Genomic DNA, 23,068 nt, shown 5'->3' on the forward strand with positions numbered 1-23,068 from the left:
TTTTTCACTTCCTATTCTAAATCTAATGGATTCTTCACATGACTTTGTCCATTTTTCGATATTACTTGGAGTTGCTGTGGTATTCGTTCTTTTAATTCTGATACATGAGAGATAATTCCAATAATTCGTTCATGTCCTTCAACATTTTCTAAAGCTCTAACTGCCATCTCTAAAGATTCTTCGTCTAATGTTCCGAATCCCTCATCAATAAACATGGCATTTATCTTAATTCCACCAGCTTCTTCTTGAATGATTTCAGCTAAGGCTAAAGCTAGAGACAATGACGCAATGAAACTTTCTCCACCTGATAAGGTATTAACACTTCGAATTCGACCTACATTATCATCAAAAATATTGATTTCAAGGCCTGTTTTCTTTTTCGAAGAGCCTTGTTCTTCCTTCGACTCAAATTGATACCTACCACTTGTTAGACTAACTAGCTTTTCATTAGCACGGTTTAATATCTTTTTCAAATAAGCTTGTAAGACAAATCGTTCCACACTTAGTTTGTGTGGTCCATCTCCTGTCATTACATCAGATAAAGCCGTTATCTCTTCTAAAATAGCCAGCGCCTCTCCTATAGAAGCCTCTTTTTTTCTAATTTCTTTAACAACTTCTTCGTTGTGAGTTTGCTTAAAGGATAGTTGCTCTTTTTCTTTTTGTAGACTTTCTACTTGCTCTTTTAATTCTGATAAAGTTATTAATAATGGCTCAATAATTGGTTTTTCTTGATTAGTCAATGTGTCAGATAAAGCTTTTAAATTTTCTTTTACTGCATATTCTCGTTTTTCAAAATCACTTATACTTTCTGTTAGTTCATCTATTTGAGATAACTCTTTAATTAAAGCATATAAATCTTCTAGCTCTAATGACATATCTTCTAAAAATTGATTTTGTTTTATTTCTTCTTGTTCCAATTTATCATGAATGTCATTTTGTTGTTTGATTTCACTTGCTAGTTGAGTTGTAGTAGCAAGTAGTTCTTTTTCAAGGGCTATTATTTGTTCTTTTAGTAGAGTCACTGTTTCTTCCCAATGACTTATTTCTTTGTCCAACTTACTTTGTTCTTCCAACATACTTGTTAAATCTAACCATTTTTTTGGTAAATGCGTTACGACTTCTTTTAATGTTGTTTCTGTTTGGAGTAACTGATTTTCTAATAGTCTAACTGATTGATTTTTTGCTTCTATGTCAGTTATTATTTCGGTTAATCGTTCTTTTAATTCACTCACTCTTGTTTCTTCTTTTTCAATCACAAGTAGTTGGTTTGATATATCAGACATTTGTTGTTCCAACATGTTTTGTTTCTTTTGATACTCTGTCGCATAATCCGTTGACTCGAACCAATTATTTAGTTGCGTTTCTAGTTCATCAGACGTAGTACAGATACTAGCTATCTCTTGTTCTTTAAATTCAATTTGATTTTTCAACGTAGTTATTTTTTCAGCTACTTGAGTTTCTTTATTTTCGACCATATCTAACTCTGTCTCTAAATTAGCAATATCTTCTGCCGTTAACTCTTTACCATGAGAAGGATTAGGATGGTTAGTTGAACCACAAACAGCGCAAGGTTCTCCCTCTACTAAAAATAAGCTTAATTTAGCAATTTGAGCTTCTGCCCATTTACTTTTTAGTTGTATTTTTTGAGCTTCAAGTTTTTGTTGTGTATCTATATTTTCTGATAGTTCATCACTATATTTAGCTAACAAAGCTTGTTCTGAAATTAATCGTTCTCTTAATTCGGTGAATTTATTCAATAACTCCCCTTTTTGAGCTAATTCATTTTCTATCGTTACCAATTTCATTTTTTCTTCTAGAACAACAGGCTTTCCTTTAATCAACTCATCTATCACCTGTAACTCTTGTTCCAAGTTTTCACGACTTTTCTCTAATTTTTGATAACTCATTTTCCCTTGAGCCAAGTTTTGTTCATGAAGTGATACTTGTTTTTCTAATTCTTTTTTTTGTTCAAAAATTGGAATACTTCGTTTAATGTCAGATAGATTATCTTTATGTTCTTCCATCTCATCAGATAGTTGTAACTTCTTATCAAGTGTTTCTTGAGTCGTTACTATCATTTCTTGAGTCGTTTGTTCTTTGTTTTGAAGGGTAGTAATTGTTTTTTTCAACAGCTCATAATCAGTTTTTAAAGAAGCAATTTGTTCCAATGTTGGTTTTATATCAGAAACTTGTTTTAATAATAGTAATTTTTGTTTCTTTTCCTCAATTATCCCTGTTTGTTTACTTAACTTCTCTTCTTCTTGTTGATAACTTTCATATTGCTTAAACAAATCTAATAACTTCTCATGTTTAACCAACTCATTATTAGCTTTTATTATTTCTTCTTCTAAGAGTTGAATCTTTGTTTGAATCTCCTGTTGTTGTTTGATGCTTTGCTGATGTTGTTCTTCATATATTTCTAAAACCTCTTGATACAACATCTCTTTTGAAAGTTGCTCTTGAAAACCTTCATCCCATTTAATTTGCTCTACAACACTATTTAATTGTTGAGTGATTTCTTTTCGATAAGACGTTTGTTGTTTTTTCTTTTCTCTAAAAAAAGCAGCCACATCTTGATAGAAATAAGTATTAAATAGTTTTCGTAAAACAACTTCTTTACTATCACTATCCGCCCCTAAAAATCGTTTAAATTCACCTTGAGGTAACATAACAATTTGAGAAAACTGTTGAGAGTTTAGCTTTAGTAACTCACCTAAAAACTCTCCTACTTCACGTTGCTTCGTTAATTGATTAATTTCTTTTTTATTTTCATCAAAAACAGTTAATCTAACTTCTGATGCTTGCTCTCTAAAACCTTCACCACGTTGTTTTTTTACTAATTGTTCAGGTTCTCTTTCTATCTGATACGTTTTTCCATCTTGTTTAAAGATAAAAGTCACTCTTGTTCTTTCACCTATTTTAGCGAAATTAGAACGCATTTCCTTACCTTCTCTTAAACCACCAGATGTATTATTGTATAACGCATAACTCATCCCATCAAATATAGTCGTTTTTCCAGAACCAGTCTTCCCTGTGATTAGAAAGAGGGAATGATTATAGTATTTAGAAAAATCAATGGTAGCATCTTTAAATGGACCAAAATTTTCTAATCTTAAACTAATTGGTTGCATATCTCTCCTCCTAATACTCTTTTCTATTTTCAAGAATGGCTTCTTCAATCCACTCCATTTGTCTTGGCGTCAACTCTTTTTCAGTCACTTCTTCAAAGTAACTTTTAAGAACTTGCTCAGGTTTTAATTGAACTAATTGTTCTATCTTATCTTCTTTTAATTGCTGTCTTTTTTCAAAATTAACACGCTCTAAACTAATGATATGTGGATAAATCTGGCGTAACTCATGTAGTGCATTATCAATAATACTTGTATCTGTTAATGAGACACCAAAATAATCATCTCTTTTAATTTGGTTATAAAAATCTGGAGAGGTTAACACTTTAAAAGAGCCTTCTAATTTTTTTACATCTCGTAAAGGTTCTATTGGGATAAAAGCATTACTAAAATCATTTTCTGTTATTTCTATGATTCTAATTCCCTTTTGTTGCTCCTCTTCTGATAAAGAATACTTCAAAAGAGCTCCACTATATTGGATTGTCTCTACTTTTTTAATTGCATTTTTGTCATGTAAATGTCCAAGCGCTACGTAATCAAAGTCTTTTAATAAGTCCATTGGTACACTATCAAGTCCTCCAACTTCAACAGGTGTTTCAGATTCACTTTTTAGTGAACCTGCCACAAAAAAGTGACTAACTAATACCTGTTTCATACTTGGTTGAAAACTTTCCTTCATCTTATCAATAACAAAAGTCATTGCTTGCTGGATATCTTTTATATCGGGATTTTCAAAAAATTCGCGTGCATGAAATGGCTCGAAATATGGTAATAAATAAAACTGAATACCTTCCATTTCAACAGGGTCAAAAGCTTGTTCTAATTGTGTATGTAAATGAAAATCTAATTCTTTTAACCATAAACTTCCAGTATCAAGCCGTGTCGCACTATCATGGTTTCCTGAAATAGCTAGAACAGGGTATTTTTTTTGGATATTCATTTCTATCATCATTTGATTAAATAAAGAAACAGCTTCAATTGACGGCACTGAACGGTCATATAAATCTCCTGCCACAACAATGGCATCAACTTGTTCTTTATCTGCAATAGCTAACATTTTTTGAAATGCAGCGCTCTGCTCTTCAAGTAAAGAAAAGCCATTTAATTTTCGCCCAATATGCCAATCTGCTGTATGTAAAAATTTCATCTTGCTCCTCCTAAAAAAGGTCTTCTTACCATTATAACAAATATTCAACACTTAGCGTATTTTTACCTTTTATTTAACAAACAAAAAAACGCAGAAATCAATTTCTACGTTTTCTTATCTATTTCAAAAAGCCACTTTCCAAAATTTGTACTTGCCGACTAGCTTCACCTATTATCTTATCAAAAAAATGATAATCTGTTATCTTTGTACCACTCATTTGTTGCTTTGCCTCTATTTCAACTTGATTAAAGACAGTTAAAATTAGCTTTACTACATCTTCCTCTCTCACACCTTCCCTAATCGGCATTTGACGAATTATTTGAGCTATCATTTCATAACTATCCGTTTTCATTTTTTCAATGTACTCAAAGATTTCTTTTTGTAACTCTTCTGGTAATTTTTCCAAATTCCCATAAACGTCGAGCATCAAAGCCATTTCAGCTGCATGGCTTTCCGCTATTTCAAATTTTCTTTTCAAAGAATAATCAAACAAATTAACCAAGCTATCATTTGGGAATTGTGTGTAATCAAACAATTCTTCTAATTTTTGAATAGCAACTTTAACTACTTGGTTATAAAGATTTTTTTTAGATTTAAAATAATGAAATACTAAACCTTTTGAAACACCTGCTCGATTAGCTATGTCTTCTGTCTTTGTTTGAAAGAATCCTTTTTCTGAAAATTCTTTTGTCGCTGCAAGTAGTATCTCTAATTCTTTTTCTTCCATTAAATTTCTAAATCCTTTCTCTCATAAATGAAACATGTTGCTACTAATAAAAGGAAACTCACTCCTATCAATATCAATACTAACCAAACATCAAATTTTTTTCCAAAATAACTGCTGGATTAGCTTGTGCCATTGGTGACAAATCTTTTAAAAAGCTTAATTTGTCTTCTAAATCACCAATAATTCCAAATAAATAAAAAGCAAAGACAACTCCCATACTAATGCCTTGATTGGTTCTTTTTAATAAACTTGATAAAAGAAAACCAACACTTAAGAAAAATATTAAAACAAAAAATTCTGTGGCAAATATTTTAGACACACTAGTCATAATGTCTTGATTTTTCATGTTTCCTTGATTAAAAAATAAGGTTGCACCTAAACTGGCTAGATAGGTTACTAACCAAAATAATCCTAAAATACTGATACTAGATAATAGTTTTTCGCCCATGATTCTTCTCCTGCTAACAGGTTGTGCGTATAAAAACTCAATAGTCCCTTCTGTTTCTTCTTTTACTAACATCTTACTTCCAAACATAACTGCAAATAGGCTTGCTGCTATAAATAAATATTGAAATACATAAGCAAAGAATCCTGTTGTTTCTACTAAACTTGGGCCTGTGTTCAAATGAAAGGCTTTTAACATATTTTCAGGTAATGTATCCAGTTTAGTGGTCATCATTTCCTTCATTCCAGAGTTTGCCATAGAAGGAAAAATCGCCATAAAAGTAAGGATAATAAGCATCAAACTAATCGACCATACTAGGAGACTCTTTTTATTATTTTGCCATTCTATTTTAACTATTGTCATGTTGTCTCCTCCTTTTAATACATTGATAAGAATTTATCTTCTATATCAAGTGGCTTGATTTCTAAATCTGTGATATTTTTGCTACTTAATAATTTTATTAAAGTATCCATCTCACCTTGATAGATAAAACTTATCTGTTCGTCTTTCATATCAATATTGGTTGCTCCAATAACTTCTAATTCTGTCTCTAGTAAATTATTGGTACATACAATCACTTTCTTCTCTAGCTCTTTTCCTTTATTGATTTCTTCTATAGCAATAATTTTACCGTTTTTAATAAACGCTGCTCGGTCACAATGTGCTTGAATTTCATGTAGGTCATGACTAGATAAAAAGATAGTCATTCCTTCTTTGCTTTTTTTCTCTAATACTTCAAATAAGCGATACTGAATCATTGGATCTAAACCGTTAGTGGGTTCATCTAAAATTAATAATTTTGGGTTTTGAAGGAGTGCTGAAACAATAGCCACTTTCTTTTTATTTCCTAAAGATAAATCTGCTATTTTTTTATTGGGCTCTATTTCAAAATAATTAACATACTCATCTATCACTTCTTGTTTATTTTTGATGCCGTGAAATGATGCTGTATATTTAAAAATATCTAAAGAAGTCATATTATGGTAGTACCGAACATCACTTGAAACATACCCTACTTGTTTTTTGATAGCTAAGCTCTCTGTTACACAATCTAGTCCTAATATGGTTGCTGAACCTGATGTTGGAAAAATAAAATTAAGCAACATTTTTATAGTTGTTGATTTCCCAGCACCATTAGGACCAATGAATCCAAAAATTTCACCGGATTGAATGTCTAAAGAAATATTATCCACAGCCTTAAACTCTTTATAACTTTTACTTAAATTCTTAATTTCAATTACCGCCGACATAACTCCACCTACTTTCTTAATTGACTTGTTAGTCAACACCATCATACTCTCGACTGACTGATTAGTCAATCAGATGATTTCATTAGAAAAACAGCACCTAAACTTGATTTCCTCAAGATTAAGTGCTGTTTTTCTAGTTTTTATGATAATTTTTCATGCCTTGTTTGATGGCTATTATAAATGTAGCGACACTTAGTATAATCATAGGAGTTACTTTAATAAATGTTCTAACAACACCCTCTTTATCCATTCCCCACATTTCAACATTGTCTGTTGGAATCACCCAAAAAGAAAGTGCATTCCAAAAAATTGAAAAGTTAATAACAAACACCACAAAAGAAATCAATGCCAGCAGTAACCAAAAAATAACAATAAAATTTGTTTTTTTCATCACAATCACTCGCTTTCTTTTATACAGACACGTCCTCACCTTTAGTTCTTTTTATATAATAATTATATCATAAAACAGACTATAATTTGATATATATCAATAAAAAAACTGACCCTAGTAGGCCAGTTTTCAGTTTTTTATAATACCTTTAATTCTTTTAATTTCATTTCAATTCTCTCACCATAATCTTTGTCTGCTAAGTAAAAATGTTTTAATTGACGTTCGATAATCTCAACGTGTGACACATTTTTTAAGCCAGCTACAATATTTGATGTGAGACGATCTTTTTCATCATCTGTGAATAAGTTATAAAGAATACCTGCATGTGAATAAAAATCTTGATTGTAATCAAAGTTACCCACAGTTTCTCTGATTTCCTGTGCATAGTCTTGATGTTGTTTTGCTTCATCTAGTTGATCAAAGCTATTAGGACTATAATTCACTGATGATGTTACCTTAGCATAACTCATACTACCATCTTGTTGATGATTACGAATACCGTTTTTAGGTGCATTCACTGGTAAATGATGACTATTAGACCCTACACGGTAACGATGAGCGTCACCATAAGCAAATAATCTTCCTTGAAGTAACTTATCAGGTGAAGCTTCAATACCTGGAACAAAATTCCCTGGTGAGAAAGTCGCTTGTTCAACTTCATTAAAATAATTTTCCGGGTTTCTGTTTAAGGTGAATACCCCAACCTCTTGTAATGGATAATCTTTTTGAGAAACTGTTTTAGTGACATCAAAAATATCACTGCCGTATTTCAGTCCATCTTCGTAAGGAATAACTTGGACAGATAAAGTCCAAGAAGGGAAATCTCCCGCCTCAATTGCATTGAACAAATCTTCTGTGTGATATTCAGGATTAGTACCAGCTAATTCTTCAGCTACTTTTACATCTAAACATTTAATCCCTTGATTCGTTCTAAAATGATATTTAATCCAATGTGGAACACCTTCTTCGTTTGTCCACATATAAGTATGACTACCATAACCGTGCATATGTCTAAAGGTTGCTGGTATTCCTCTATCACTCATTAGTATAGTTACTTGATGAAGTGATTCAGGACTTAATGACCAAAAATCCCATACAGCATTCGGATCTTTTAAATGAGTTTGTGGATTTCTTTTTTGTGTATGAATGAAATCTGGAAATTTAAGTGGATCTCTGACAAAAAAGACAGGTGTATTATTTCCCACAAAATCAAAGTTACCTTCTTCTGTATAAAATTTTAAAGCGAAGCCACGTGGGTCTCTTAGAGTATCTGCTGAACCTAATTCTCCAGCAACTGTTGAAAATCTAGCAAACATTTCTGTTTTTTTACCAACTTCAGATAAGAATTTTGCTTTTGTAAATTTTGACACATCATTTGTTACGACAAACTCACCATACGCTCCTGCACCTTTAGCATGAACAACTCTTTCTGGTACACGTTCGCGATTAAAATGAGCTAATTTTTCCAATAAATGAGTATCCTGAATTAAAATAGGGCCTCTACTTCCTGCAGTTAATGAATTGATATCATCTTTTACAGGTGTTCCTTGATTCGTTGTTAAATAATCTGTCATCAATAATTCCTCCGCTTTAATTTTTTTGGTACTCTTTTATGCTATATTAGAATTATTATAATTAAAACAACTATGCTCACAGTTTCAAATTTAATCCATTAAACTAACTAAATTGAACACGTTTCCGAATAACGATTTCAATCTCTATTTAATAACATAAAAAAGGTTACAACTGTTGATATTAAACAATTGTAACCTTTTCTTTTTACTCATTTTATTTTTCAATTTTAACTGGCTTTTCGTATACAAAATCCGGGTTTATTTGATGGTCTAATTTATCAAAAGCTTCTTGCATTCTGCGCTCTACTTCTTCTAAACCAGCTTTATCTAATTTTTTAATATCTGAGATATCAATTGGATCACCAAAAGCGAGTGTTACACGTTTTTTAGTCCATAAACGACTGAACTTAACTGGCCCTTGATACACTGCAGGCACAATTTTAACTTTAGCCATCTTAGCAATAACTGCTGCTCCACCTTTTAAATCATCTGAATAACGACTACCACTTGGGAAAACCATGACACTTAGATCCGTATTTTTTAATGCACGAACCGGTGTTTTAATAGCACTTGGTCCTGGGTTATCTCTATCCACTGGAAACACGTGACATTTTTTTAAAACGTATCCTAAAACTGGGTTTTCAAATAATTCTTTTTTAGCCATAAAAGAGAATTTCTTAGGCCAAGCCCCCATTGCAAAATAAAGGGGCTCATACCAAGTTCTATGAGGTCCTACTAATACATAATTTTCATCTTTTGGTAATTTTTCACGACCAATATAGCGAGCATTTGTGTTAATAAAAAATGTTAAGAATCGTACAACATATAATAAAAATCGATACATAATTTTTTGTCCTTTCTGTCAATTCCTTATCAGTATGCCCAAATTTACAAGAACTTGCAAGTTTTTCTTATTTCAATTCCGTAAAGCCATGCTATAATAAAAAGACTGATTTGAAAGGACATTTAAGATGACAGACTTATTATTAGAAGGAGAAAGAATTGACCAACTGGTATCTCAAGGCGTTCAAATAATTCAAAGCCCAGATGTTTTTTCTTTTTCCCTAGACGCTGTATTATTGGCTCATTTTGCTTCTATTCCTAAACGTGGTACTATTGTTGATTTTTGCTCCGGAAATGGAGCCATCGCTTTGTTTATGGCCCCAAAAACTAATGCCGAAATTATTGGGGTTGAATTACAAGAACGTTTAGCTGATATGGGAAAAAGAAGCATTTTACTTAATCATTTTGAAGATCAAGTAACAATGAAACAACTGGATATAAAAAATGTGTTAGAGGAAATTAACAGTGATTCTGTTGACTTTATCACTTGTAATCCACCTTATTTTAAAGAGCAGCCAAATAGCAAAAAAAATCCAAATCCTTATTACGCCATCGCTAGACATGAAATCCATTTAAAATTAGATGATGTGTTTCAATCTGCTAGTAAATTACTTAAAATGAATGGCAAAATTGCAATGGTTCATAGACCTGATAGATTAATGGATATTTTAGATAGTATGAGACAACACAGAATTGCTCCTAAGAAAATTCAATTTATTTATCCAAAAGAAGGTAAAGAAGCCAATACTATTTTGATAGAGGGTATTAAAGACGGAAAAACAGATGGTTTAAAAATCTTACCTCCTCTTTACGTTTACGGTGAAGACAATGAGTATTTACCAACTATTAAGGATATGTTACATGGTGGAAAATAAAGAACATTATTTTTATGTCCTTCATTGTAAAGATAATACTTTTTATGCAGGATACACCATTGATTTAGACCGCCGCTTGGAAGAACATAACAGCGGAACCGGAGCTAAATATACAAAGTTAGCTAAAAGGCGACCTGCTAAAATGATTTATCATGAAGTTTTCACGACTAGAAGTGAAGCGATGAAAGCAGAATATGCCTTTAAACAACTCACTAGAAAACAAAAAGAAAACTATTTGTTACAATTTAAAACACCAAAAAAGACAACCCTAAGTAATTAGGTTGTCTTTTTTATTATTTCTTCGCAAAAAATGTTACTAAAGAAGCTGATTCATTTTTTTCATAACCAATCGTATACGAGATATCTGCAAAACCAACTTCTTTCAAAATCCCTTTAAATTCTTCAATACCATACCAATACAATGTAAAATTAGAGATTTCTGTTTCAGTAATGACACCTTTTTCTACTAATTCATAACGATGAATGTAAGAGACTTTTTGTTCATGCCAGTTCATCTCTTGGGCTGTACTTGTAAATAATATTCCTGTGTCTTCTGTTATTGAATAGTTTGAAACACTTACTTCATCAGACTTAAACCACATAGGTAATTCTATATCAATCATCAATTGACTATTCTCTGTCAAATGATTTAATAACGAACGTAACACATCTTTTATAATCATTTTTGGTAACAAACAAAAACTACCTGTCGGCATCATGATAGCATCGTAACGAGTTTCAATATCTAGTTGAGTTAAATCGCCTTGAAAAATAGTTCCTTCTACTTGATAGTCTGCCATATTGTGACGACATTGACTTAACATCTCTTCTGATAAATCAACCCCTTCAACGTTTAATCCTTTTTGAATAAAAGGAATCAACATACGGCCTGTACCAACTCCAGCTTCTAAGATAGGCCCTTTAATACTTTTTAGTTTTTCATAGTAGTACTCAATATCTCCATCTATTGATTGTCCGACAGGTTTTGTTATTTCATAAAGCTTTGTACTTAATTTTCCATACTCAACAAACATCTGACTACCTCCTTTTAAATTAAACTCATTGTATCATAATAAAAAATTGAGCCTTAAGAAAATAATCTTAAGACTCAACTTTTCATATTAATCTAGAGCTTCATAAAAATTCCCCATAATGGTGACATTTTCTGAGATACTAACAAACGCTTTGGGATCCGAGTCTCTCATAGCAATTTGTAGTAATGGAATCTGATCCCTTGTGATAATGGTAATCAAAATAGTTTGTTTATTATGATTAAAAGCTCCTTCAGCATCATTAACGATGGTGATACCACGACGAATGCGTCTTTGAACTTGTTCAATCACAGCGTCTGGTTTTGTTGTGACTATCATAATTTGCATTTTTTTCTGTTTAGTAAAGACCACATCAACTACTTTTCCATTAACAAAAATAGAGAAAGCACTATAAAAAGCATATGGCCATCCAAACAAGAAGCCTGAAGTCATGATAATACAAGCATTAATAATAATATTTAATGAACCAACATTTTTACCAGTCATTTTTCTAATGGTCACACTAATAATATCGAGACCTCCAGAAGACAACCCACTTCTTAATGCCAAACCAACACCTAATCCACAAACTGCCCCACCAAAAATAGCACAAATAATAGGGTCCTTAGATAAAACAGTTACAGGAATAATCTGAATAAACAACGACGTCATAAAAACTGAAATCATAGTAAATATTGTAAATTTTTTACTGATTTTAAACCATGCCAATATAAATAAAGGCACATTCAACATATAAAGAACAACCGACATAGGTAACTCTACTCCCGTTGCATTTTCCGTTAGAGTTACTACTATTTGTCCTATCCCGGTAATCCCACTGGCATAAATATGTCCTGGTCGCCAAAACAGATTCAAAGCAATTGCTTGTAGTATTCCGTTGATAACAGCCATTGATATTTTTTCCATATACTGTTTTTGAAAAAACTTATCTCTGAGGTCTTCTATCTTTTCCATTTTCCTAACTTAACTCCTTCACGTGAGTAAAATCGTGAACATCCTTTATTTTTCTTCTGATTGAATTGATAAATGTAATTCTACTAATTGGTCTTCTGAAACTGTTCCTGGTGCATCTGTCATTAAATCAATAGCTCTATTATTTTTAGGGAAAGCAATCACTTCACGAATATTGTCTTTTTTTGCTAATAACATGATTAAGCGGTCTAATCCTAAAGCGATTCCTCCATGTGGTGGGAATCCGTATTCTAAAGCATCCATTAAGAAGCCGAATTGCTCTTGAGCTGATTCTTTTGTAAATCCTAAGGCAGTAAACATATCTTCTTGAACGTCTCTTTGGTAAATTCTAAGTGATCCCCCACCTAATTCGTAACCGTTTAAGACAACATCATAGGCTTCTGCATAAACTTTTTCTGGATTTGTTTTAAGTAGTTCTACATCACTTGCTTTTGGCATTGTAAATGGATGGTGAGCTGCTGCATAGCGGCCTGCTTCTTCATCATATTCAAGTAATGGCCAATCAACAACCCATAAGAAGTTAAATTGATTTTCATCGATTAAGTCTAATTCTTTTGCTAAACGATTTCTTAATGCACCTAATGATGCTGCAACCACCTCTTGTTTATCAGCTACAAACATTAATAAATCGCCTACTTCAGCTTCTGTTGTAGCGATAATTGTTTCTTGGTGTTCTAATAAGAACTTAGCTATTGGTCCTTTCAAACCATCTTCTTCTACTTTAACCCACGCTAAACCTTTAGCTCCAAATTGAGATAACCATTGACCTAAAGCGTCCATATCTTTACGAGAGTAGTTACCAGCTGCACCTTTAGCATTAATAGCTTTCACTGCTCCACCATTTTCTAAAGCTGATTGGAAAACTTTGAATTCAATGTCTTTAACAGCCTCTTGCATATCAATTAATTCCATTGCAAAACGTGTGTCGGGTTTATCTACTCCGTAACGCGCCATTGCGTCATCATACGTCATACGTGGGAAAGGTAAGATAATCTCTTGTCCCATAACATCTTTCATTACTTTAGCTAACATGTTTTCAGTATATGTTTGAATTTCTTCTGCTGTTAAGAAACTTGTTTCAATATCGACCTGTGTAAATTCTGGTTGACGATCTCCACGTAAATCTTCATCACGGAAACAACGAACGATTTGGTAATATTTATCCACACCAGCTCCCATTAACAACTGTTTTGTTGTTTGTGGTGATTGGGGTAACGCGTAGAAATGTCCTTCATGAACACGAGAAGGTACCAAATAGTCACGAGCTCCTTCTGGCGTTGATTTGTTTAAGTAAGGTGTTTCAACATCAATAAAGCCATTGTCATTTAAGAAATTACGAATCACCATACTTGTTTCATGTCTTAATTTTAAATTGTTAAACATTTCTGGTCGACGAATATCCATAAAACGATATTTCATACGAGTATCTTCATTAACATTTTCATCTCCAATTACAAATGGAGGTGTTTTAGCTTCGTTGTAGATAACAATTTCACTAGCGATGATTTCAAATTCACCTGTCTTCATATTAGGGTTAACAGCACCTTCACGGTTAACTACTTTCCCTTTAACACCAATAACAAATTCACTACGACATTTATCAGCTAATTTTAAAGCTTCCTCAGACGTTTCAGGATTAAATACAATTTGTACAATTCCTTCTCTATCTCTTAAATCAATAAAGATTAACCCTCCTAGGTCACGTCTTTTTTGAACCCAACCTTTAACAGTTACTTCTTGACCTAAATGTTCTTGATTAATAAATCCACAATACGTTGTTCTGTTATCCATCTTTTCTCTTGTCTCCTCTATTTGTTTTTAGATAATAAAAAAAGCCCCTGTTTTTACAAACAAGGACGAATGATTTTCACACGTGGTACCACCTAAATTTAAGAAACCACTTTTTAGTTTCTTTTCTCAAACGATTAACGCTCGTAACGGAATGATTTTTGGTCATTCATCTCCAGAGTGTCTCAGCTTTTTGATAGATTAATTTCACCAAGTTTAATCTTCTCTTAAGGTAAAAAGCTCTTGCTCTTTCACAGATATTATAATTAAAAGCTACTAGATTATTTCATAAAAGTCAAGAGCTTTACAATAAATCTAATTCACTACTTTTATTTCTTATTTTTTGTTATAATTGTCCTAACTAAAACTAATAAATTTATTGGAGCAATCACTGTGAGAAAATCAACTACTAGCAGAAATATGATTAAGCTTTTTTTATTTAATCTACTCATTATTATTATCGTATTATCTGGTTTTTATTTTATGAGGGGCACGAACCAAATTGTTGAAGTTCAAACAACTGCCCTTAACGTACACAAAGAACCAGGGCCAAACTCAAAAGTTATTACCCAAGTTCATCGTGAAGACAAAGTGACGATTAAAGAAAAAAAATCAGGTTGGTATAAAATCCAAACAGCAGATAAAGCTGAAGGTTGGGTTGCTGACTGGTTAATTTTCGACGGTACTTCAAGTCCCTATACTTATTTACCAGCAATTGTTACTGACAAAAAAACTGCACTAAAAGAGAAAAAGAATGAAGACAGTAAAACTCTTGATACCTTAAAAAGAAAACAAACAGTCTTTGTTACTCTTGAATCTAATGGATGGAGTAGGATTTATGCCAATGACATGTACGGTTGGGTCCCTTCAAGCTCTTTAGATATTCGGAAAAGTCATCAGCCAAAATTTGAAGTGGATGAATCCCTACAAATAACCTTAGACAAAGTCGCCCTACATAACGAAGCTTCTGTTTCTAGTAAAGAAGTAGCAAGTTTAAACTATGCTGATAAAGTTCGCTTAAAAGAAACTGGAGACAACGACTGGTATCAAATTAAAACAGAAGACGGAGAGACGGGTTATGTCAGAACATGGGAAGTAACAAATAACCCTCTTCATAAAAAAGACAAGCGTCCAGAGGAACCCAAAGCTGAGTACACTATTATGTTAGACCCAGGGCATGGCGGAGAAGACCCTGGTGCTGAAACGAACGATGGAACTGTTCTTGAAAAAACATTAACACTCCAGACAGCTGAAGCTGTTAAGAAAAAACTAGAAAGTAATGGATACAACGTCCTAATGACTCGCTCAGGAGACGATTTTGTTACGTTATCTCGAATTGCTAAAAAAAGTAATGAAAGCAAAGCTGATGCTTTTGTGAGCTTCCATTACGATTCTTCTGGTAATCCGAATGAAGGTTCTGGTACAACGACATTCTATCGTCATGACTCAGGTAGACCTTTAGCACAAGCTGTTAATGATCAAATCGCTAGTATTTTACCTCTTGATAATCGTGGCTTTGCCAAATACGATTACCAAGTTTTAAGAGAAAATGAAAGGCCTGCGATTCTTCTTGAATTAGGCTACATTAACAACGATACAGACGCTGCTTACGCACAAAGCGATAAATACCATAAAAAGGTAGCACAAGCTGTTAATGATGGCTTAAATACTTATATTAACGAACTAAAAGAATAAACAAAAAAACTACTTTCAATGATGAAAGTAGTTTTTTATTTATCTTTATTGGTTTATGGAATTAATCCCCATACTAAAGCTGCTAATAAACCACCTAACATTGGTCCTACAACTGGTACCCAAGAGTAACCCCAGTCAGATTCACCTTTGTTAGCAATTGGTAATAATTGGTGAGCAATACGAGGTCCTAAATCACGGGCAGGGTTAATTGCGTATCCTGTAGGTCCACCTAGAGATAAACCTAATGAAAGAATTAACACACCTACGATTAATGGATTCATACCATCAGCAAATGTTGTACGTCCGAATGCTAATAAAGCAAATACTAATACAAATGTACCGATTAACTCAGTAATCATATTTGATAATGGGTTTCTGATTGCAGGTCCTGTTGCAAATGTTCCTAAAATAGTAGCTTGATCTTTTGTTGCTTCCCAGTGTGGCATATAAGTAATCCACACAAGAGCTGCTCCAACGATACCACCTAAAATTTGAGCAATAATAAATGGTGCTACCATGTTCCATCCAATATTACCTGCTACTGCCATACCTAACGTTACTGCTGGGTTTAAATGAGCTGGTCCCATAAAGCTTGAAGCATAAACAGCGATTGTTACTGCAGCACCCCAACCTAATGTGATAACTACCCAACCAGCACCTTGTGCCTTACTTTTTTCTAATGAAACAGCAGCTACTACACCGTTACCTAGTAAAACTAAGATTAACGTTCCTAAAAACTCACTGAAAATCTGTAAAGTATCTCCACTCATGATATTAATTCTCCTTTTTTATATTAATTAGTTTTGATTCATTAATTGTTTCTTCTAATTCTAATGTATAAGCCTTAACTTGCTCATCATTCCAATCGAAAAACTCAGTCATTTTGTTAATAATTGGTTGTTTAACTCGTTCCAATTTTTCGCTCATAAATAATAAATAATTAGTTCTTCTTAACAAATAATCAACTGGTGTTAATGTCATCTCATGGTTTAATGAATACATCAAGCTAATAGATTCGCCTTGTGTTAATCCAGGTATCTCTTCATTAACATAATTCAAGACTGTTTCTATATTAGAGCCATACAAATGAGCTAAAAATAAACTATCTTCTTCATTTAACCCTTTAAGTTGAGCTTGGTGGACAGATGTAGCTAAAACTTCATCTACCTTAGTATAATCAAAGTGTCCCCCAGAAACTGGGTAATTACTTGAGTCTACTAAATCATATTCTTTTTGATCAGATAAAAGTTTAGCAATCAGATGCAATGCGCCTTCTGCCATTAAGCGATAATCGGTAATCTTTCCACCTGCAAGAGTTACTAACCCTCTATCATCTACTTCTAAGCTACTACCACGCGAAATAGAAGAATTACTTTTTTCACTTAAACTCGTATCTGCCGATTTGATTACTTTTTCAACATCTTCTTTAGTTGTTTCTTGGTTTACATAACTTGTAACACTTTCAACAACTCGGTTAAAGCTCTCATCAGACATACTACCGTTGTTACCACCATTATAATCTGAACCACCGTTCGCAGAAATTAAAGGACGTAATCCTGCCCAACTTGCTTCAATGTCATCAATAACAATATGAGCTTCTGGGAATTGATGATTGATGATTTCTAACAAATAATCAACGTCTTCTTTGGTTACTTTAGGATGCTTCAAGTCTCCTGTGTAATCAGTATCTGTTGTCCCAAAATAAGTTTTATCTTCTCGTGGAATAACAAATACCATACGTCCGTCATGTCTACCTGTATCAAAATAAGTAGGTTGCAATACGCTTAACCTAGACTTATCAACTACTAAGTGGACTCCTTTTGTCGGTCTCATAATACTTGGAATACTTGTTTTTGTATCTAATTGACGAATCGTATCTGACCAAGGTCCAGTTGTATTGATCACAACTCTTGCTTCAATGCTATAAATTTCTTTAGTCAGTTGATCTTCAACTCTCACACCAGAAACTTTATTCTCTGAATTAAACATAAAACCTATTACTTTTGTTTTGCTTAAAAGATGAGCACCATCAGCATTAGCCTGTTTGATATTTTCAATTACTAGCCTAGCGTCGTTATTTCTAAAGTCTAAGTACAAACCACCTCCTAAGAGTTTATCTGTATTGATCTTTGGAACTCTTTCAATGACTTCTTCTTTCGTTAAAACTTGATTGGTAAATTTAGGATTAGTCACATCAGCTAAGTGATCGTACAAATCCATCGCAACTTTTACCGAAAACATTGAAAAAGTAGATCCTGGTTCATCATAAATAGGTAACAACATCGGATCAGGCTTTGGAATATGAGGAGCAATTCTTTGAACTGTCGCTCTTTCTCTTACAGTGTCAGATACCACTTCAACATCAAAGTTTTTTAAGTATCTAATACCACCATGAACTAACTTGGTTGAACGAGAAGAAGTTCCTTCACCAAAATCCTGCATCTCAACTAGAGCTGTGGTCATACCAGAAGCTGCAGTTTGAACTGCAACTCCTGCTCCTGTAATCCCACCACCGATGATTAAAACATCTATTACTTCATTTTTTACTATTTCTTTTGATGCTTCGCGATTTTTAATAGAAAAACTCACTTTAATCATCCTTCATTTCTATTTACTTATTTTAGTTACGTTTAAATGATTGAGTTGCTGCAACAGCATTCTTCCAGCCAGAGTATAAATCATCACGTGTTTCTGCTGCCATAGCCGATTTGAATGTACTACCTTCACCAGCAAATTCTCTTAATTCATCTAAATCTTTCCAGAAACCAACTGCTAAACCTGCTAAGTATGCTGCTCCTAAAGCCGTTGTTTCTAAGTTTGGTGCACGTGTTACATTAATATCTAAAATATCTGATTGGAATTGCATTAACATATCATTTTTCGCTGCTCCACCATCGACTTTAAGAACTGGAATATCAATACCTGAATCTTCTTTCATAGCATCAATAACGTCTTTAGATTGATAAGCAATTGATTGAAGTGTTGCTTTCACTAAATCTTCTTTCGTTGTACCACGAGTTAAGCCAAAGATTGCTCCACGAGCATCTGAATCCCAGTAAGGAGCGCCTAATCCAGTAAAGGCTGGTACCACATAAACACTATCGTCTCCTGTTGAGGCATTAGCTAATTCTTCTGATTGAGGTGCTGTTTCAATTAAACGTAAACCATCACGTAACCATTGAATTGCTGAACCTGCGACAAACACACTACCTTCTAAAGCATAATAAACTTTTCCATTAATACCATATCCAATAGTTGTTAATAAGTTATTTTTAGAAATTTGTGGTTTTTCACCTGTATTCATTACGATGAAAGCACCTGTTCCGTAAGTATTTTTAATCATACCTGGTTCAAAGGCTAATTGGCCAAATAATGCTGCTTGTTGGTCTCCTGCCATACCAGAAATAGGAACTTCACTACCATAGAAATGATAACTTTGAGTATGTCCGTATACTTCTGAGTTACTTTTTACTTCTGGTAATAATGATTTTGGAATGTTTAATAATTCTAGAATTTCATCATCCCATTTTAAGTCCATAATGTTATACATCATTGTTCTAGCAGCATTTGAGTAATCAGTTACGTGAACATTTCCATCTGTTAATTTCCATAATAACCAAGTATCAATCGTACCAAATGCTAATTCTCCACGTTCAGCACGCTCTTGAGCACCTTCTACATTATCTAAAAGCCAACGAACTTTAGTCGCTGAGAAGTAAGCATCCACAACTAAACCAGTTTTAGAGTGAATCATCTCTGCATAACCATCTTCTTTTAATTTGTCAGCAATTGGAGCTGATTGACGTGATTGCCAAACAATGGCGTTATAAATTGGTTTACCTGTTTTACGATCCCAAATAACAGTTGTTTCACGTTGATTCGTAATTCCGATCCCTTTAATATTTTCAGGACGGACATTAGATTCAATTAATGCCCCTGCAATAACTGATTGAACTGAATTCCAAATTTCATTGGCATTGTGTTCTACCCAACCAGATTCAGGGAAAATTTGGGTAAATTCTTTTTGTGAACTTCCCACATGATTACCAGCCTTGTCAAAGATAATTGCTCTTGAACTTGTTGTTCCTTGATCGATTGCCATGATGTACTGTTGTTCTGTCATTTTTCTTCCTCCTTAATTCGTAAAAAAGATAACGCTTTCTTTTTCGTATCTCTATGATACCGTTTTTTGCATTATTTAAACAGTCATTTTTTTGTAAAATTTGTAAAAAAAATGACTGATTCAGTAAAAACAAGGTTAATTGTCTTTTTATACCTAATATTAACTAAATAAAGCATCATTTTAACCACAAAATAAATAACCGTTCAAATCCTATTAATAAAATTAATAGGATTTAAAACGATTGTTCTTTAAAGTAAGCTACGATTCAGCTTTGGATTATTTTTTTCTTGATATATTTTTCTAATAGTTTGCTTTATTTTTTGAAAATCATAGTTGGTCCCTAACTCAGAAAAGACATAAACCTCACTTTTCCAATCTATTTGTGATTGATTGGTTAATATCAAATCATAGTTAGTTCCTTTCTTGTAAGGTTCACAAAGAACTCCATTAATACTACTTAATTGAACCATCAACATATTCACCGTTGCTTCTTTAAATAAGTTGTCCATTTCTAAAGAAACACCTACTGTCACATCTCTACTTAACAAGCTATCCATGATTACCACAATACTTAAATATTTAATTTCCGTTATTGGCAATAAACTATTGTCATCATTAGGTTTAATTTTTAATTGCTTAGTAGCTATTTTTAATAAATGATTCGTTAAAGTTCTCATAGAATGACCTGATAAATAACTTTCAATGTTCCAGATGTTTTCTCGGTGATAAATCTCTATATCTCCTGTAAAAAAATAAAGTCTGGGATGTATTTGTGCTAGTAAAAAATAAATATGTTTTTCTAATTTTCTAGGTACAATTAAAGGTTTGTAGTACATCAGTAAACTTTCTAGAACAACTGTATCCAGTAGAGCCGTTGGAGTAAATCGTGACCGATTAAGTGAATATTCATAAAAATCTTCTTCTGATAGAATAGACATCGATATTAAAAAGCTAAAGTGAATCATCGCTTCTTCTTCTTCAACTTCAATGGCGTAATGTCCGATCATTCGTAACGTAATTTCTCTGATTTTTTTATACAGTGGATCTCTTTCATAAGGAGCGCACTTTTTTATAAGTTCAGAATAATCCTGATTACTTACAGCTAATCTTTTTTTAGTGATTCTAAACCATAAGATTATCTTTTTTTGACTATCAAAAGAAAAATCTATTTCTAACGCTTTTTCAATCATTTTTAAATAAGATATTTCACTCTTGTCTAAATTTTCTTTTCTTGATTCTGTTAGGTACCAATAAAATTGAAAATAAAAATACCTAATTTGAGATTCTTCTCCAATTAGTTTCCCTTGCCAAATACTAATTTCAAACTCGCTTAAAGATTGGTTCAACTCTTTAATCTTTCTAAATAAGGTTGATTCACTAATCAAAAGCTCGTTAGATAGGTAGACTGGCGAAAATTCACGATGATGAAACAAATAATTAACTATTTTATATTTTGTCGAACTTAAATAAAAGTCAGTTTCCACTTCACTCATTGAAAAATCATTAGCCATTTCTAAACGAAGAACCGCACCATCTTCAATTAATTCTATTTTCCCATGATAATCAAGTAGCACCTCATGAAGATCTACTATGTAATTTTCAAGAGAGGATTTGGAGACTCCTAATTTTTGAACCATTGATTGAATCGTATCTTGACCATTATCAAGCATTAGATGCTTTAATAAGCTTAGCTGAGTGATTTCTTTTTTATCTAATAAACTTTCGTAATTCATTTATACCCCTCGCTGTTCCAACTGTGGCATATCAATAAGTGGATTAGTATAAGACGGGTGATAAAAATAATCTTTTTGGGCTAATTCTTTAATAGTCATCTTCATATCAATCGCTAATGCGTAAGTATTTATTTTATCTAAAATATTTTGTTTTGACATAATTTGAGTTCCAAGTAACACACCTGTTTCTTGATTGTAAGTAAACTTCACTCGAACGGGCTCCGTTTCAGCGATTGTAAAAGGTGCGTTGATTGTCACAGTCGCTACTTGCCCCTCATACAAAAAGGAATCGGCTTCTGTTAATCCACAACTAGCTAAATAATAATCAAATACTTTAGTCCCGATAATTCGAATTGAGCCTAAATATTCAGTTTGCTTTTCTTTTAAATTTTCAGCACAAATAGTTCCTGAACGAATGGCATTATTGATTAATGGTAGGTAAACAGTTTGATCTAATAAAAGTGAGGGCACTTGAATTAAATCACCTATCGCAAATACATTGGGTTCAGATGTTTCAAAATAGTGATCTACTTTTAAAGTTTGGTCAACATGATAATCTAATTTCCCTTCAAAAATAGCTAGATTAGGTCGCACATTGGTTGCTAAAAATATCGCTTCACTTTCAATTTCTTTTTGTTGAGTCACTAATCTTAAAGTTTTATTATCAGTAATTTCGCGTACTGTTTGACCAAATAAGGTTTCAATCGAATCATTTCGCTTAATTGAGGCTACTAGTGGTTCAATAAATTCCTTATCAAACGATTTATACAGAGGATAATCCATACTTTCTACTAGAGTTACTCGTTTTCCGCAATGAACCAATGCACTAGCAAGCTCCATTCCTGCTTGTCCTGCACCAATAACAGCCACTTGGTCTGTCTCATTTAATTTATCAAAGGCATTTAAAGCCTCTTTTTTCTTTTTATAAGTTAAAAATCCTGTATGTTCACTCATTAATTTTTGAGAAAACTGAGAAGACCCCATAGCTAACACTAGACGATCATAGAAAACTTCACCATCTGTCGTTGAAAGACTTTGATTCGTAAAATCAAAGCTTTTAACACAAATCCCTAACATCAAATGAATTCCCGACTGGACTATTTGTTCCTTTGAAATAAAATTGGCTTCATCTAATGATGCTATTTCCTTATTTAACAAAAGAGTCAGTCCACTTGGTAAATAGCCTAATTCTTCTTCTTTTTCAATCAGAATAACTTCATCATATGGATATAATTCTTTAGCTTTTAGTGCACAATGAACTCCTGAAAAGGAAGCTCCAATAATAACTATCTTCATAATAAAACCCTTTCATTTTAGGATAATAA

General features: G+C 32.8%; 19 protein-coding genes. 3 read left to right on the top strand and 16 right to left on the bottom strand.

What is annotated here, in order from left to right; translation table 11 throughout:
* Positions 1-11: 11 nt before the first annotated feature.
* The 8 genes from ACODH8_RS05155 to ACODH8_RS05190 form a co-directional block, all read right to left on the bottom strand.
* Positions 12-3,131, bottom strand: a complete 3,120-nt coding sequence (locus ACODH8_RS05155; protein ID WP_332465955.1) for an SMC family ATPase — start codon at positions 3,129-3,131, stop codon at positions 12-14.
* Positions 3,132-3,141: 10 nt separating this feature from the next.
* Positions 3,142-4,275 carry an exonuclease SbcCD subunit D gene (locus tag ACODH8_RS05160; RefSeq protein ID WP_332465956.1) on the bottom strand — a complete coding sequence of 378 codons (1,134 nt, stop codon included), beginning with the start codon at positions 4,273-4,275 and terminating at the stop codon, positions 3,142-3,144.
* Positions 4,276-4,393: 118 nt separating this feature from the next.
* Positions 4,394-5,002 carry a TetR/AcrR family transcriptional regulator gene (locus ACODH8_RS05165; RefSeq protein WP_332465957.1) on the bottom strand — a complete coding sequence of 203 codons (609 nt, stop codon included), beginning with the start codon at positions 5,000-5,002 and terminating at the stop codon, positions 4,394-4,396.
* Between the two features lie 79 nt (positions 5,003-5,081).
* Entirely contained in the window at positions 5,082-5,810 is a 729-nt protein-coding gene (locus tag ACODH8_RS05170; RefSeq protein ID WP_332465958.1) for an ABC transporter permease subunit, read from the bottom strand.
* A 14-nt stretch (positions 5,811-5,824) separates the two neighbouring features.
* The gene (locus ACODH8_RS05175; RefSeq protein WP_420517589.1) at positions 5,825-6,697 is read right to left on the bottom strand and encodes an ABC transporter ATP-binding protein; all 873 of its coding nucleotides are present in this window, start codon (positions 6,695-6,697) and stop codon (positions 5,825-5,827) included.
* 133 nt (positions 6,698-6,830) lie between these two features.
* The gene (locus tag ACODH8_RS05180) at positions 6,831-7,088 is read right to left on the bottom strand and encodes a hypothetical protein (protein ID WP_420517591.1); all 258 of its coding nucleotides are present in this window, start codon (positions 7,086-7,088) and stop codon (positions 6,831-6,833) included.
* 137 nt (positions 7,089-7,225) lie between these two features.
* A complete protein-coding gene (locus ACODH8_RS05185) occupies positions 7,226-8,665 on the bottom strand; it encodes a catalase (RefSeq protein ID WP_332465961.1) in 1,440 nt (479 codons plus the stop codon).
* 211 nt (positions 8,666-8,876) lie between these two features.
* Complete coding sequence (locus tag ACODH8_RS05190) at positions 8,877-9,506, bottom strand: lysophospholipid acyltransferase family protein (protein WP_420505106.1); 630 nt, start codon at positions 9,504-9,506, stop codon at positions 8,877-8,879.
* 127 nt (positions 9,507-9,633) lie between these two features.
* Here ACODH8_RS05190 and ACODH8_RS05195 point away from each other — a divergent pair, with 127 nt between their 5' ends.
* On the top strand, positions 9,634-10,380 hold the full coding sequence (locus ACODH8_RS05195; protein WP_420505107.1) for a tRNA1(Val) (adenine(37)-N6)-methyltransferase: 747 nt from the start codon (positions 9,634-9,636) through the stop codon (positions 10,378-10,380).
* On the top strand, positions 10,367-10,660 hold the full coding sequence (locus ACODH8_RS05200) for a GIY-YIG nuclease family protein (protein WP_420517592.1): 294 nt from the start codon (positions 10,367-10,369) through the stop codon (positions 10,658-10,660). Before ACODH8_RS05195 ends, ACODH8_RS05200 begins: the two co-directional genes overlap by 14 nt.
* 13 nt (positions 10,661-10,673) lie before the next feature.
* Here ACODH8_RS05200 and ACODH8_RS05205 read toward each other — a convergent pair whose 3' ends face one another.
* The 3 genes from ACODH8_RS05205 to aspS form a co-directional block, all read right to left on the bottom strand.
* Positions 10,674-11,414 carry a class I SAM-dependent methyltransferase gene (locus tag ACODH8_RS05205; protein ID WP_420517594.1) on the bottom strand — a complete coding sequence of 247 codons (741 nt, stop codon included), beginning with the start codon at positions 11,412-11,414 and terminating at the stop codon, positions 10,674-10,676.
* 87 nt (positions 11,415-11,501) lie between these two features.
* Positions 11,502-12,386, bottom strand: a complete 885-nt coding sequence (locus tag ACODH8_RS05210; protein WP_332465965.1) for a YitT family protein — start codon at positions 12,384-12,386, stop codon at positions 11,502-11,504.
* Between the two features lie 45 nt (positions 12,387-12,431).
* On the bottom strand, positions 12,432-14,195 hold the full coding sequence (aspS, locus tag ACODH8_RS05215) for an aspartate--tRNA ligase (protein WP_420517595.1): 1,764 nt from the start codon (positions 14,193-14,195) through the stop codon (positions 12,432-12,434).
* A 390-nt stretch (positions 14,196-14,585) separates the two neighbouring features.
* Between aspS and ACODH8_RS05220 the strand changes: the two genes are divergently transcribed.
* A complete protein-coding gene (locus ACODH8_RS05220; RefSeq protein ID WP_332465967.1) occupies positions 14,586-15,887 on the top strand; it encodes an N-acetylmuramoyl-L-alanine amidase in 1,302 nt (433 codons plus the stop codon).
* A gap of 53 nt (positions 15,888-15,940) precedes the next feature.
* Here the strand turns inward: ACODH8_RS05220 and ACODH8_RS05225 are convergent, their stop codons facing one another.
* From ACODH8_RS05225 to ACODH8_RS05245, 5 genes are all read right to left on the bottom strand, one after another.
* Positions 15,941-16,657, bottom strand: a complete 717-nt coding sequence (locus tag ACODH8_RS05225) for an MIP/aquaporin family protein (RefSeq protein ID WP_332465968.1) — start codon at positions 16,655-16,657, stop codon at positions 15,941-15,943.
* 4 nt (positions 16,658-16,661) lie between these two features.
* Positions 16,662-18,476: a type 1 glycerol-3-phosphate oxidase gene (gene glpO, locus ACODH8_RS05230; RefSeq protein WP_420517596.1), complete on the bottom strand. Its 1,815-nt coding sequence runs from the start codon at positions 18,474-18,476 to the stop codon at positions 16,662-16,664.
* A gap of 31 nt (positions 18,477-18,507) precedes the next feature.
* Complete coding sequence (gene glpK, locus ACODH8_RS05235) at positions 18,508-20,010, bottom strand: glycerol kinase GlpK (RefSeq protein WP_420517598.1); 1,503 nt, start codon at positions 20,008-20,010, stop codon at positions 18,508-18,510.
* Between the two features lie 248 nt (positions 20,011-20,258).
* Complete coding sequence (locus ACODH8_RS05240; protein WP_420517599.1) at positions 20,259-21,743, bottom strand: helix-turn-helix domain-containing protein; 1,485 nt, start codon at positions 21,741-21,743, stop codon at positions 20,259-20,261.
* Positions 21,744-23,039, bottom strand: coding sequence for an FAD-dependent oxidoreductase (locus ACODH8_RS05245; protein ID WP_420517600.1), 1,296 nt, complete (start codon positions 23,037-23,039; stop codon positions 21,744-21,746).
* Positions 23,040-23,068 lie beyond the last annotated feature (29 nt).

The organism is Vagococcus fluvialis (assembly GCF_048815235.1).
Classification (GTDB): Bacteria; Bacillota; Bacilli; order Lactobacillales; family Vagococcaceae; genus Vagococcus.

Bases quoted from the DNA above. Each gene is read 5' to 3' on its own strand.
- ACODH8_RS05155 (WP_332465955.1), bottom strand. From the start codon at position 3,131: ATGCAACCAATTAGTTTAAGATTAGAAAATTTTGGTCCATTTAAAGAT.
- ACODH8_RS05160 (WP_332465956.1), bottom strand. From the start codon at position 4,275: ATGAAATTTTTACATACAGCAGATTGGCATATTGGGCGAAAATTAAAT.
- ACODH8_RS05165 (WP_332465957.1), bottom strand. From the start codon at position 5,002: ATGGAAGAAAAAGAATTAGAGATACTACTTGCAGCGACAAAAGAATTT.
- ACODH8_RS05170 (WP_332465958.1), bottom strand. From the start codon at position 5,810: ATGACAATAGTTAAAATAGAATGGCAAAATAATAAAAAGAGTCTCCTA.
- ACODH8_RS05175 (WP_420517589.1), bottom strand. From the start codon at position 6,697: ATGTCGGCGGTAATTGAAATTAAGAATTTAAGTAAAAGTTATAAAGAG.
- ACODH8_RS05180 (WP_420517591.1), bottom strand. From the start codon at position 7,088: ATGAAAAAAACAAATTTTATTGTTATTTTTTGGTTACTGCTGGCATTG.
- ACODH8_RS05190 (WP_420505106.1), bottom strand. From the start codon at position 9,506: ATGTATCGATTTTTATTATATGTTGTACGATTCTTAACATTTTTTATT.
- ACODH8_RS05195 (WP_420505107.1), top strand. From the start codon at position 9,634: ATGACAGACTTATTATTAGAAGGAGAAAGAATTGACCAACTGGTATCT.
- ACODH8_RS05200 (WP_420517592.1), top strand. From the start codon at position 10,367: ATGGTGGAAAATAAAGAACATTATTTTTATGTCCTTCATTGTAAAGAT.
- ACODH8_RS05205 (WP_420517594.1), bottom strand. From the start codon at position 11,414: ATGTTTGTTGAGTATGGAAAATTAAGTACAAAGCTTTATGAAATAACA.
- ACODH8_RS05210 (WP_332465965.1), bottom strand. From the start codon at position 12,386: ATGGAAAAGATAGAAGACCTCAGAGATAAGTTTTTTCAAAAACAGTAT.
- aspS (WP_420517595.1), bottom strand. From the start codon at position 14,195: ATGGATAACAGAACAACGTATTGTGGATTTATTAATCAAGAACATTTA.
- ACODH8_RS05225 (WP_332465968.1), bottom strand. From the start codon at position 16,657: ATGAGTGGAGATACTTTACAGATTTTCAGTGAGTTTTTAGGAACGTTA.
- glpK (WP_420517598.1), bottom strand. From the start codon at position 20,010: ATGACAGAACAACAGTACATCATGGCAATCGATCAAGGAACAACAAGT.
- ACODH8_RS05240 (WP_420517599.1), bottom strand. From the start codon at position 21,743: ATGAATTACGAAAGTTTATTAGATAAAAAAGAAATCACTCAGCTAAGC.
- ACODH8_RS05245 (WP_420517600.1), bottom strand. From the start codon at position 23,039: ATGAAGATAGTTATTATTGGAGCTTCCTTTTCAGGAGTTCATTGTGCA.